The following is a 12,217-nucleotide window of genomic DNA, read 5'->3' as shown; positions in this document are numbered from 1 at the left end:
AAAACTACGGAATTCTGCGCCGGCGCCGATCCCGCCCAAATCGGAACGGGTTTTGCATCGAAAATGCCGCAAGTGTGTCGCCGCCGAGTCGCGGAACCGGTCTTTCGCCGCGGTCTTGTATAACTATATGTGACAAAGGTTGTTGTTGCCTGACCGGGCGATGACGATCATGATGGTGGGGGCCATAGAGGACGCGAATGCCGACTTTTTCCCAAAGCCTTGAACAATCCCTGCATCGTGCGCTGGCGATCGCAAATGAGCGTCATCACCAATACGCGACGCTCGAGCATCTCTTGCTCTCCTTGATCGACGACTCCGATGCAGCCGCCGTCATGCGCGCCTGTAGCGTCGATCTCGACAAGCTCCGTACGAGCCTCGTCAACTACCTTGAGACCGAATTCGAGAACCTGGTGACGGATGGCGCCGACGACGCCAAGCCGACCGCCGGTTTCCAGCGCGTGATCCAGCGCGCGGTGATCCATGTGCAGTCGTCCGGTCGCGAAGAGGTGACAGGCGCCAACGTGTTGATCGCGATCTTCGCCGAACGCGAGAGCCATGCCGCGTATTTCCTGCAGGAGCAGGACATGACGCGTTACGACGCTGTCAACTACATCAGCCACGGCATTGCCAAGCGGCCGGGCGTCTCCGAGGCGCGGCCGGTGCGCGGCGTCGACGAGGAGACCGAGACCAAGGGTAACGAGGACGCCAAGAAGAAGGGCGAGGCGCTCGAGACCTATTGCGTCAACCTCAACAAGAAGGCGCGCGACGGCAAGATCGATCCGGTGATTGGACGCAATTCCGAAATCAACCGCGCGATCCAGGTGCTGTGCCGCCGGCAGAAGAACAACCCGCTGTTCGTCGGTGAAGCCGGCGTCGGCAAGACCGCGATCGCAGAAGGGCTCGCCAAGCGCATCGTCGACAGCGAAGTGCCGGAGGTGCTGGCGGCGGCCACCGTGTTCTCGCTGGACATGGGCACGCTGCTTGCCGGCACGCGCTATCGGGGCGACTTCGAGGAGCGCCTGAAGCAGGTGCTCAAGGAGCTCGAGGCGCATCCCAACGCCATCCTGTTCATCGACGAGATCCACACCGTGATCGGTGCGGGCGCGACGTCGGGCGGGGCGATGGACGCCTCGAACCTGCTCAAGCCGGCGCTGGCCTCGGGCACGATCCGTTGCATGGGCTCGACCACCTACAAGGAATATCGCCAGCACTTCGAGAAGGACCGCGCGCTGGTGCGGCGCTTCCAGAAGATCGACATCAACGAGCCGACGGTCGAGGATGCCATCGCGATCCTCAAGGGCCTCAAGCCGTACTTCGAGGACTATCACCGGCTGAAGTACACCAATGAGGCGATCGAGGCGGCGGTGCAGCTCTCATCGCGCTACATCCACGACCGCAAGCTGCCCGACAAGGCGATCGACGTGATCGACGAGTCCGGCGCGGCGCAGATGCTGGTCGCCGAGAACAAGCGCAAGAAGACCATCGGCATCAAGGAGATCGAGACCACGATCGCCTCGATGGCTCGGATCCCGCCGAAGAGCGTGTCGAAGGACGACGCCGAGGTGCTCAAGCATCTCGAGCAGACCTTGAAGCGCACCGTGTTCGGGCAGGACAAGGCGATCGAATCGCTCGCCGCCTCGATCAAGCTGGCGCGTGCCGGCCTGCGCGAGCCGGAGAAGCCGATCGGCTGTTATCTGTTCTCTGGCCCCACCGGCGTCGGCAAGACCGAGGTCGCCAAGCAACTCGCGGCGACGCTCGGCGTCGAGCTGCTGCGGTTCGACATGTCCGAGTACATGGAGCGGCACACCGTGTCGCGCCTGATCGGCGCGCCTCCCGGCTATGTCGGCTTCGACCAGGGCGGCCTGCTCACCGACGGCGTCGACCAGCATCCGCATTGCGTGGTGCTGCTCGACGAAATCGAGAAGGCGCATCCCGACCTCTACAACGTGCTCCTCCAGATCATGGACCACGGCCGGCTCACCGACCACAACGGCAAGCAGGTCAACTTCCGCAACGTGATCCTGATCATGACCACGAATGCCGGCGCGGCGGATCTCGCCAAGCAGGCGTTCGGCTTCACCCGGTCGAAGCGGGAAGGCGACGATCACGAGGCGATCAACCGGCAGTTCGCGCCGGAATTCCGCAACCGTCTCGATGCCATCGTCTCGTTCGGCCATCTCAGCGTCGAGGTGATCGGCACCGTGGTCGAGAAGTTCGTGCTTCAGCTCGAGGCGCAGCTCGGCGACCGCGACGTGACCATCGAGCTGTCCGAGCCGGCGAAGGCCTGGCTGGTCCAGCACGGCTACGACGAGCAGATGGGCGCACGTCCCATGGCGCGCGTGATCCAGGAGCACATCAAGAAGCCGCTGGCCGACGAGGTGCTGTTCGGCAAGCTCAAGGGTGGCGGCCACGTTCGCGTCGTCCTTGTCAAGGACGAGGCCGACGAGACCAAGGAGAAGATCGGCTTCGAATTCGTCGAGGGCCCGGTCACGCCGAAGCAGGAGAAGCTGCCCGGCACCCGCAAGCGCCCGCCGGGCAAATCCAAGCCGGGTGGCCCCGGCGGCTCGAAGGGGCCGACCTCCAAGGGGCCGCTGGTCAAGGTTTGATCGGCACGTGATGAAATCGAAAAGGCCGGCTGCAAAGCCGGCCTTTCTGTTTGCACCGATGTCTGCGCGAGGAGGCCTTACGTTCCGGCCTGCGGTTCGCGCGGCGGCCGCGGCTTTCTCGGTGCGCGCGGTGCTGCGTGCGGGACCGACGGCTGCATCGTCACGATGACCGGATTCGGCTTGTGATCGGTCGCGGCTCCGGTCGCTGCGTCGACGCCCATGCCGACGATACCGCCCAACAGGAGATTGCCCGCAAAACCCGCGGCTCCGCCCGTCTGGACGTCCCGGCTGAGCGGAACGATTTGCGGCTGATAGCCTTCCTTCTGGAAGGTGATCGAGATGTCGGCGTTCCGCTTGACGACCACGGAGCAAGGGGTCGTGCAGGTGGTCGGAACGTCCATTCCGCTGACGACGGCTTCCACGCCTGATGGTGTCGATGAAATGCTGATATTCTCCGTCGTACCGCGCGTGACCGACGCGCAGCCGCCCAGCATGACGCTGAGCGCCACAATTCCAAATGAACGCATGAAATGCCCCTTGTCCCACCGCCACTATGCGCAACCGGCGCGGGAGGGCAATAGGCCATTGCTCCGAATAGTTAAGCCACGCGGAGGTTGTGCACGACTACGCGCGAACCGGGTCGGGTCCGGCTATTCACCCCGCAGGCGCTGATCGTCCTGCACGCGGACGTGCTCGGCACCGCGCGCGCCGGCTGTGGAAAGCCGCAGCATGCTCAGCATCGCGCCGCACAGCGCAAATCCAACGCCGACAAGGAGCGCCAGCCTGGTCCCCTCAAGCGGATACCGTCCGAGCAACAGCGCCACCAGCGCCGCTCCAGTGGTCTGGCCGAGCAGGCGCGCCGTCCCCAGCATGCCGCTGGCGCCGCCGGCGCGCTCGCGCGGGGCGGCTGCGATCATGGTGCGGTTATTGGGGGTCTGGAACAGACCGAAGCCGGCGCCGGCGAGCGCCATCCGCCAGATCACGTCGAGCGGCGTTGGCGTCGCCGGCAGGAAGGCGAGCGCGCCAAGGCCGCAGGCGAATAGCGTGAGCCCAATACCGCCGAGCAGGCCGGCCGGATAATGCTCGACCAGGCGGCCGGCGAGAGGGGCCGCAAACGCCAATGCGATCGGCCATGGCGTGATCAACAGGCCCATATGCACGGCCGAATAGCCGAAGCGGCTCTGGAGATAGAAGGGGATCGCGACGAAGGCCAGCATCTGCCCGCAGAACGATGCGATCGAGGTCGCAATCGACAGCGCGAAAACGGGGATGCGCAGCAGGTCGATCGGCAAGAGCGGCGAGGTCATGTGAGTCTCGCGATAGATCAGCAGCGCACCCGCGGCGATCGCGATGACGAATTGCACGAGACAAGTGATCGCGGCCTCGCCATGACCGACGTTGTCGACCGCCGCGATGCCGACGCCGAACGTGATCGCCGACAGCCCTGCACTCTGCCAGTCGAAGGAGCGGCTCGCGGGCTTGGTGTGCGGCAGGCTGCGCAGGCCCAGCACCAGTGTCACCACGCCGAGCGGCACGTTGATCGCGAACAACCAGGGCCAGCTTCCGACCGCGAGGATGCCGGCGGCGAGTGTCGGGCCGATCGCGGCCGAGAAGGCGACGACGAGCGCGTTGAGCCCGATGCCGCGGCCGAGCAGGCTGCGCGGATAGGTGAAACGTACCAGCGCGGCGTTGACGCTCATGATGCCGGCCGCGCCAAAGCCCTGGAGGATGCGCGCGATCGTCAGCAGCGGCAGCGTGTGGGCCAGCGCACAGAAGGCCGAGGCCAGCGTGAACAGCGCCAACCCGACCAGATAGACGCGGCGATAGCCGACGATCTCGCCGAGCGAAGCCAGCGGCAGCAGCGAGATCGTGATCGCGAGCTGGTAGCCGCTGACGATCCAGATCGACAAGGCCGGGGTCGCATCGAGATCGGCCGCGATCGTCGGCAGCGCCACATTGACGATGGTGCTGTCGACCACCGCCATGACGATGCCGAGCGCAATGGTCAGCACCGCCTGATTGCGTTGCGGCTGCGGCAGGCCGTCGGCATGCTCAATGGTGACTGTCGACATCGTGAGCGGCGTATCGTTGGCGAATCGGACTCGGCCAAATGCCGAGTATTGCGCCAACAGGGCAGGGCCGCGATAGTTCCGGAACCGGCCGCCAGCGCGCCGGCTTACCCAAGCGCGCTTGATGCAGCTGTCCTACACCGCCGGTGGATTGCGGTCGCTGAAGGTCACGCGCTGGTGCCAGTAGGGATAGGGCAGCGTCACCGTGCTCGCGGCATCGAGCTTTGCGACCTGGTCCTTGGTCAAGGACCAGCCAACCGCGCCGAGATTTTCGCGCAGCTGGGTCTCGTTGCGTGCGCCGATGATCAGCGTCGAGACCGTCGGACGCTGCAGCAGCCAGTTCAGCGCGATCTGCGAGACGCTCTTGCCGGTCTCCTTGGCGATCTCGTCGATCGCATCGACGACACGGTAGACGTGCTCGTCCGAGACGGGCGGTCCGAATTCGGCCGTCTTGGGCAGGCGGCTGACTTCCGGTTTCGGCTGACCGCGGCGGATCTTTCCGGTGAGGCGCCCCCAGCCGAGCGGCGACCAGACCACGGCGCCCAACCCCTGGTCGAGGCCGAGCGGCATCAACTCCCATTCGTAGTCGCGCCCGATCAGGGAATAGTAGGTCTGGTTGGCGACGTAACGCGGAAAACCGTGCTTGTCGGCGACGCCGAGCGACTTCATCAGGTGCCAGCCCGAGAAATTCGAGACGCCGACATAGCGGATCTTGCCGGCGCGCACGAGCACGTCGAGAGTCGAGAGCACCTCTTCGGACGGCGTGAAGGCGTCGAAGCCGTGGAGCTGGAAAAGATCGATATAATCGGTGCCGAGCCGGCTCAACGAACCGTCGATGGCTTTGAGCAGGTGCTCACGCGACGAGCCGATATCGTTGGGACCGTCGCCAAAGCGGAAGGTCGCCTTGGTCGAGATCAGGACCTTGTCCCGGCGACCCTTGATGGCCTCACCGAGCACCCGCTCGGACTCGCCGAGCGAATAGACATTCGCGGTGTCGAACATCGACACGCCGGCCTCGAGGCAGATGTCCAGAAGACGCCGCGCCTCGGTCGCGTCCGTCGTGCCCCATGCCGCAAGGCGGCCGACGCCGCCGAACGTGCCCGTTCCCAGGCTCAAGGCAGGCACCATAAGGCCGGACCGGCCCAAGCGTCGGTATTCCATCGATCTGCTCCTTGGCTGGCCGCTGATGATCGTGGCGGCCTTGGCGGCGGAAGATACTGCAAGCAGGCGCCGTGTCCTATCACCTGCTCACATACCGGCCCTGCTCGGCATGACCTGATCGTGCAGATGACAGCCGACTGGAATGCACCTCAATGCCGCAACTGGCTCTGCCGGAAGTCGCGCGGCGACATCCCGAAATGCTCGCGGAAGACGCGGCCGAAATGCGAGAGGTCGTTGAAGCCCCAGGCGAAGGCGATCTCGCTGATGTGGCGATGGGCGAGCAGAGGCGAGGCGAGATCCCTCCGACATCGGGCGAGGCGTTCGGCAAGGACATGACGCTGGAAGGAGGTGTCCTCGTCTGCGAGAAGATCGTTGACATAGCGCGGCGAGATGCCGAACGCGGCTGCGGTTTCAGCGACCGAGAGATCGGGATCGGCGAGGTGCGCGCGGATGTGCGCCTTCACTCGGTAGAGCAGGGCCGAGCGGTGGGTCGAGGACGGCAGCGATGACTTGCCGAGCCGCTCGCTCAATGCCATCGCAAGCAGATCAACTGCCTGCTCCGACAGCGCCGTAGCCGTATCCAGAGCCAAGCTATCCGCATTTTGGCAGAGCCGGACAATGAAATCATAGGCGAGCCGCTCGAGCGGTGCGTCGGCGCCAAATGACATTGCTGTCAGCGTCTCGGTGCCGCCGAGCCGCCGCTGCAGCATCTCGCGTGGGACCTTGAAGATGGTCTGCGTAAAACTGTCGTTGAACTTCAGCTCGTACGGGCGCGTCGTGTCGTAGAGCGCGAACTCGCCGGGGTGGATCACGGTCTCGCGGCCGTCCTGTACAACGCCACCGTTGCCGCGATTGCCGAGTGCGACTAGGACGAAACCCTGATCCGAGCGCGCGATGCGCGACGGTGTGCGGAAGACGTGCTGGCGGTCCGAGCAGACCTCGGAGCACACGGCCTTGCCGAGCGAGGCCTGCGTGACCGAGCCATGAAAGGCGCTGCCGAGGTCGGACTTGCAGTCGAGCCCGACGAAGACGTCGCAGACGATGTCCTGCCAGAGCGCGAGCCGCCGGTAGCCGGGACTGCCGTCTGTCGTGAACTGGATTGGCATCAGGACAGCCTCCCTTTCACATCCTGCAAAACCGCATGTTGGCGCAGATCGAGCCTGACCGGAGGCAAATTCCGTACCGGGCGATCCCTTCCAGTCGAGTTTTTGTTCCGCCGTGGTCGAGCGCCTGGCCGCCCAGCTTGGCCAAATAGACTGCATCGGACGTGGCTTGCGATCAACCGGCAATGGAGGCGGCAATGGGCATCGAACATCCGAAATACAAGGTTGCGGTGGTGCAGGCGGCACCGGCCTGGCTCGATCTCGACGCCTCGATCGACAAGTCGATCGCGCTGATCGGGGAGGCCGCGGAAAAGGGCGCCAAGCTGATCGCCTTTCCTGAAGCTTTCATCCCCGGCTACCCCTGGCACATCTGGCTGGACTCCCCGGCCTGGGCGATCGGGCGGGGCTTCGTGCAGCGCTATTTCGACAATTCGCTGTCCTATGACAGCTCGCAGGCCGAACGCCTGCGCGAGGCCGTGCGCAAGGCAAGGCTCACCGCCGTTGTCGGCCTGTCCGAGCGCGACGGCGGCAGCCTCTACCTCGCGCAATGGCTGATCGGCCCTGATGGCGAGACCATTGCAAAGCGCCGCAAGCTGCGGCCGACCCATGCCGAGCGCACGGTCTATGGCGAAGGCGACGGCAGCGACCTCGCCGTGCATGTGCGGCCCGACATCGGCCGGCTCGGCGCCCTGTGCTGCTGGGAGCATCTGCAGCCGCTGTCGAAATACGCGATGTACGCTCAGAACGAGCAGGTCCATGTCGCGGCCTGGCCGAGCTTCTCGCTCTACGATCCCTTCGCGCCGGCATTAGGGGCCGAGGTCAACAACGCGGCTTCGCGCGTCTATGCGGTGGAAGGCTCCTGCTTCGTGCTCGCGCCTTGCGCCACCGTCTCGCAGGCCATGATCGACGAGCTCTGCGATCGGCCGGACAAGAATGCGCTGCTGCATGCGGGCGGCGGCTTTGCGGCCATCTACGGCCCCGACGGCAGTCAGATCGGGGAGAAGCTGGCGCCCGAACAGGAGGGCCTGCTGATCGCCGAGATCGATCTCGCCGCCATTGGCGTTGCCAAGAATGCTGCCGATCCCGCCGGACATTATTCGCGGCCCGACGTCACACGGCTGCTGCTCAACAAGAAGCGGTACCAGCGGGTCGAGCAGTTCGCGCTGCCGGTCGACACTGTCGAGCCTATGGACATTGCGGCGGCGGCAAGCTGAACGCGGCGATCACGGGGAGGGCATCGCTATGGAATCCGCAATTCCTGCGCATCTCGAAACGCCACGCACGCGCCACAAGCGCGTGCCGGACGATTACCAGCCGCCATATCCGTCCTTCGTGGCGCGCTACAAGCCTTCGGTCAGCCGGGTCGTGATGGCCTATTTCGGTGTTCAGTATGGCGGTGCGGCACCGGAGGCAGCAATTGACGCGTTGAAAGAACTCGCAGGACTGTTCGCAATGGATGGCGGTCCGTCGCATTGGGACCGGGCAAGCTATAGAGATCAGTCCGGCAGCGAGAATGTTGTCACGGTCGCTTATTGGGACGATCTCGCACGCTTTGATGCCTGGTTCGCGCAGGCTCGCGAGATGTGGACCGGGCGGCAACGCGAAGGCATCGGTACCTTCGTCGAGGTGCTGCGTCCTATTGTGGCCCGTCACGAGACGCTGTTCTCCTCGCCCGATCGGCCGGAAGGTGTCGCCGTCGTTGCGGAGGGCATGAGCGGCGAGGTGCAGGAGCACGCCTATTGGGGCGGGATGCGCGACCGTATCCCGCTGTCGCAGACTGATGCGATGGCGCCTGGTGGCGCGCCTGAGCTGATTTGCGACGGCCCGCGGCTGAGAGTCGTGGCGCACGATAATCTCTGCCTGATCCGGTCCGGGCAGGACTGGAGCGATACGGAAGCATCCGAGCGAAAGCTCTATCTCGACGACGTCGAACCGGTGCTACGCGAAGGCATGGACTTTCTGCGCGATGATGGCCTCGCGATTGGCTGCTATGCCAACCGCTACATGCAGGTGCTGGCGGCCGACGGAAGCGCGAGCGAAAAATCCTACGGGCAGAGCTGGTGGAAGAGCCTCGCCGCGCTCGAACGCTGGGCGGAGTCGCATCCGACCCATGTCAGGATCTTCGGCGCGGCCATGAAATATCTGTCGACGCTCGGGCCGTCAGCCAAGCTGCGGCTCTATCACGAAGTGACGGTGGCGGCCGCCGACGAACAGTTCTTCGAATATCTGAACTGTCACCCGAAGACAGGCATGCTAGCGGCGGTCGAAACTGTCAGCACCTAAGCGACACAATGGCCGAGCAGCTCGGGATGTGCCGCGCAGATGTGATGCGCGCCGGCCTCCCGCAACTCGGCCTCGCTGCCGTAGCCGTAGAGCACGCCGATGGCGATCATCCCGTTGGTCCTGGCGCCGACCACGTCGTGGCTGCGGTCGCCGATCATGATCGCGCTGGTCGCATCGACCTTGGCCTCGTCGAGCGCGTAGCGGAGCAAGTCGCGTTTGTCGACGCGCGTGCCGTCGAGCTCGGAGCCGAACACGCGTTCGAAATACGGCTTCAAGCCGAAATGATCGACAATGCGGCTGGCGTAGACGGCGGGCTTGCTGGTCGCCACGAACATGCGCTGACGTGTCGCTGCGAGCGAAGATAACGTGTCCGTAATTCCGCTGTAAGCCTCGTTCTCGAACAGGCCGATATCGCTAAAGCGCTCGCGATAGAGCTGCAGTGCTCGGTCGGCGAGCTCATCGGCTCCGGTGAGCTTGCGAAGGCTGGCAAGCAGCGGAGGGCCGATGCACCAGGTCAGTTCGTCCTCGCTCGGCACGGGAACGCCGAGCCGTTCCAGCGCATATTGGATCGAGCGGGTGATCCCGGGCTTAGGGTTTGTCAGCGTGCCGTCGAGATCAAAAAAGATTGTCACCATCGGGCATGACCGGTGTTGATACTGCCGTCTGTTGCTAGTTGGCTCTGGTTCCAAGTCAAGGTCCGATTTGTCCGATAGCGTCAATGCCATGCGAATTGCTCGGGTCATTGCTGTGTTGTGCCAGGTCGTCCTGCTGTCGCCGGCGCTCGCGGAGGAGGCGCCGCCCACCGATGCGCCTGCGAAGGCCGCGGAACCCGAGAAGCCGGCGGAGAAACCGAACGACGCGCGCGAGAGCGACACGCGGGAGTCGATCTGCCTGATCGTGGAGGCGGCCGCGCGCGACAATAGCCTGCCGCTGGAATTCTTCGCGCGCGTGATCTGGCAGGAAAGCCGCTTCCAGGCCGATGCGGTCGGGCCCATGACGCGCAGCGGCCAGCATGCGCAGGGGATCGCGCAGTTCATGCCGGGCACTGCCAGCGAGCGCGGTCTGCTCGATCCGTTCAATCCGGTGCAGGCTTTGCCGAAGTCGGCCGAATTCCTGAATGAGCTGCGCAACCAGTTCGGCAATCTCGGCCTTGCCGCGGCCGCCTACAATGCCGGCCCTCGGCGCGTGCAGGAATGGCTCGCCGGCACCGGACCGATGCCGGAGCAGACCCGCAATTACGTCTATGCCATCACCGGCACCAGCGTCGATGCCTGGGCCAAGGCGGGGAGCACCGGCAAGGGACCACCGAGCTCGCCGACGACGAGCTGCCGTGATCTGATGGCGCTGCTCAAGCGTGCTCCCAATCCGTTCGTCGCCGAGCTCGAGCAGCATGTCGAGCTTGCAGCCGCAAAGATCTGGGGCGTCCAGCTCGCGGCCGGCTTCGACCGCAACAGGGCGCTGACGATGTATTCCCGGGCCGTGACGAAGCTGAGCACCGTGATCGGCGAGCGCGATCCGAGCCTGCTCTCCTCGGTGATGCGCAGCCGCGGCACGCGCGCGTTCTATCAGGTCCGCATCGGCACGGATACGCGCGCCGAGGCTGATGATCTGTGCAACCGCATCCGCAAGGCGGGCGGGGCGTGCTTCGTGCTGAGGAACAGGGGTGTGGCGGGGTAGGATGAGCTGTCATTCCGGGGCGCGACGAAGTCGCGAACCCGGAATCCATCGTGCAGCGATTTCTGTGGCCTGATGGATTCCGGGTCCGCGCCAAGTGGTGCGCCCGGAATGACGGCGGTGGATGTGCCGCGCATGCCAGCCCCGCCGCGCGGTTCCTTGACGCGAGGCGCCGTCTCGCCCGTTATGCGGGCACGATTCCTTACCGGCCAAAGCTCCCGTGGCGCTTCCTCCGCTCGATTCACCGCAATGGAATAGTCCCTGGCGCGCCTTCGGGTGGGGACTGCGCTCGATCACGCAGACGATCCTCACCATCGTGCTGTTCGTGACCTATCTCGGCATCGGTGCGCTCGCTCACGACACCCATTTCAGCCTGCTCTGGGCATTGTGCTCGACGCTGTTCGTCTGGGCAGGTCCGGCGCAGATCATCCTGATCACCACGCTCGGCTCGGGCGCCACCATCATCCAGTCGGCGATCGCGGTGACCGTCAGCGCCATCCGCCTGTTTCCAATGGTGGTCTCGGTGCTGCCGCTGATGCGCACACCCACGACCAAGCGGCGCGAGCTGATTTTCGCCGCGCATCTCACCGCAGTGACGCTGTGGGTCGAATGCCACCGCTTCCTGCCGCAGGTGCCGCGCGAACGGCGGATCGCCTTCGTCCACGGGCTCGGCTGCGGGCTCGTCTCCGTGTGCCTTGTCGCCAATATCGTCGGCTATTTCCTCGCCGCCAACCTGACGCAGACGCTTGGTGCGGCGATCCTGTTGCTGACGCCGCTGTCGTTCCTGTTCTCGACGGCGCGCAACAGCCGCGAGGTCGCCGACGTCGTCGCGCTCGTGCTGGGCATCGTGCTCTATCCGCTGGCGGCGAAGATGAACTCCGGCCTCGATATCCTCGTCAGCGGCGTGGTCGCCGGGACGATCGCTTATGGCGTGCACTGGTGGCGGGAGGTACGCGCATGAGCTTTGCGCAAGCGATCGGCGACTGGCACGCGCTGGCCGTCCTGTTCGTCGCCGGCGTCGTTCCCAACCAGATCTGGCGCATGCTGGGCCTGTGGTTCGGCGGCGGCATCGACGAGGGCTCGGAGCTGCTGGTCTGGGTCAGAGCGGTCGCCACCGCGATCCTGGCCGGCGTCATCGCCCAGATCGTGGTCCAGCCACCGGGCGCGCTGGCCAGCGTGCCTGATGTCCTGCGCTATGGCGCGGTCGGTGCCGGGCTCGTCGTTTTCCTGCTGACCCGCCGTTCGATCTTCGCGGGCGTGGTCACGGGCGAAGTCTTCATGCTGGCCGGCAAGTGGTGGTTGGGCTAAAACCGCCAGCGAA

General features: G+C 65.0%; 11 protein-coding genes. 6 read left to right on the top strand and 5 right to left on the bottom strand.

Annotated elements, in window-relative coordinates:
• The first annotated feature begins 197 nt into the window (after nt 1-197).
• The gene (clpA, locus tag GA0061099_RS21005) at nt 198-2,606 is read left to right on the top strand and encodes an ATP-dependent Clp protease ATP-binding subunit ClpA (RefSeq protein WP_036015184.1); all 2,409 of its coding nucleotides are present in this window, start codon (nt 198-200) and stop codon (nt 2,604-2,606) included.
• A 77-nt stretch (nt 2,607-2,683) separates the two neighbouring features.
• On the opposite strand, the gene GA0061099_RS21000 is transcribed toward clpA, so the two are convergent.
• From GA0061099_RS21000 to GA0061099_RS20985, 4 genes are all read right to left on the bottom strand, one after another.
• Nucleotides 2,684-3,133, bottom strand: coding sequence for a PEGA domain-containing protein (locus GA0061099_RS21000; RefSeq protein ID WP_036025610.1), 450 nt, complete (start codon nt 3,131-3,133; stop codon nt 2,684-2,686).
• 123 nt (nt 3,134-3,256) lie between these two features.
• Nucleotides 3,257-4,678 (bottom strand): MFS transporter, encoded by a 1,422-nt coding sequence (locus GA0061099_RS20995; protein ID WP_036025608.1) that lies wholly within the window; start codon nt 4,676-4,678, stop codon nt 3,257-3,259.
• Between the two features lie 132 nt (nt 4,679-4,810).
• Nucleotides 4,811-5,836: an aldo/keto reductase gene (locus GA0061099_RS20990; protein ID WP_036015181.1), complete on the bottom strand. Its 1,026-nt coding sequence runs from the start codon at nt 5,834-5,836 to the stop codon at nt 4,811-4,813.
• A gap of 149 nt (nt 5,837-5,985) precedes the next feature.
• On the bottom strand, nt 5,986-6,942 hold the full coding sequence (locus tag GA0061099_RS20985; RefSeq protein WP_036025607.1) for an AraC-like ligand-binding domain-containing protein: 957 nt from the start codon (nt 6,940-6,942) through the stop codon (nt 5,986-5,988).
• Nucleotides 6,943-7,136: 194 nt separating this feature from the next.
• On the opposite strand from GA0061099_RS20985, the gene GA0061099_RS20980 reads away from it, so the two are divergent.
• Both GA0061099_RS20980 and GA0061099_RS20975 read left to right on the top strand, forming a co-directional pair.
• Nucleotides 7,137-8,153, top strand: coding sequence for a carbon-nitrogen hydrolase family protein (locus tag GA0061099_RS20980; protein WP_036025655.1), 1,017 nt, complete (start codon nt 7,137-7,139; stop codon nt 8,151-8,153).
• A 28-nt stretch (nt 8,154-8,181) separates the two neighbouring features.
• Nucleotides 8,182-9,222 (top strand): phenylacetaldoxime dehydratase family protein, encoded by a 1,041-nt coding sequence (locus GA0061099_RS20975; RefSeq protein WP_036025605.1) that lies wholly within the window; start codon nt 8,182-8,184, stop codon nt 9,220-9,222.
• On the opposite strand, the gene GA0061099_RS20970 is transcribed toward GA0061099_RS20975, so the two are convergent.
• On the bottom strand, nt 9,219-9,857 hold the full coding sequence (locus GA0061099_RS20970) for an HAD family hydrolase (protein ID WP_036025601.1): 639 nt from the start codon (nt 9,855-9,857) through the stop codon (nt 9,219-9,221). The two genes, GA0061099_RS20975 and GA0061099_RS20970, sit on opposite strands and share 4 nt — an antisense overlap.
• An 88-nt stretch (nt 9,858-9,945) precedes the next feature.
• Here GA0061099_RS20970 and GA0061099_RS20965 point away from each other — a divergent pair, with 88 nt between their 5' ends.
• From GA0061099_RS20965 to GA0061099_RS20955, 3 genes are all read left to right on the top strand, one after another.
• Nucleotides 9,946-10,899, top strand: coding sequence for a lytic transglycosylase domain-containing protein (locus GA0061099_RS20965; protein WP_036025599.1), 954 nt, complete (start codon nt 9,946-9,948; stop codon nt 10,897-10,899).
• A 217-nt stretch (nt 10,900-11,116) separates the two neighbouring features.
• The gene (locus GA0061099_RS20960; protein WP_074448010.1) at nt 11,117-11,857 is read left to right on the top strand and encodes an AzlC family ABC transporter permease; all 741 of its coding nucleotides are present in this window, start codon (nt 11,117-11,119) and stop codon (nt 11,855-11,857) included.
• Nucleotides 11,854-12,204: an AzlD domain-containing protein gene (locus GA0061099_RS20955; protein WP_036015173.1), complete on the top strand. Its 351-nt coding sequence runs from the start codon at nt 11,854-11,856 to the stop codon at nt 12,202-12,204. The genes GA0061099_RS20960 and GA0061099_RS20955 overlap by 4 nt, the downstream gene beginning before the upstream one ends.
• Nucleotides 12,205-12,217: the final 13 nt, after the last annotated feature.

The sequence above is a fragment of the Bradyrhizobium yuanmingense genome (assembly GCF_900094575.1).
GTDB lineage: Bacteria > Pseudomonadota > Alphaproteobacteria > Rhizobiales > Xanthobacteraceae > Bradyrhizobium > Bradyrhizobium yuanmingense.
The sequence above is the reverse complement of the archived record's forward strand: the minus strand, read 5'-3'. Positions and strand labels throughout refer to the sequence as shown.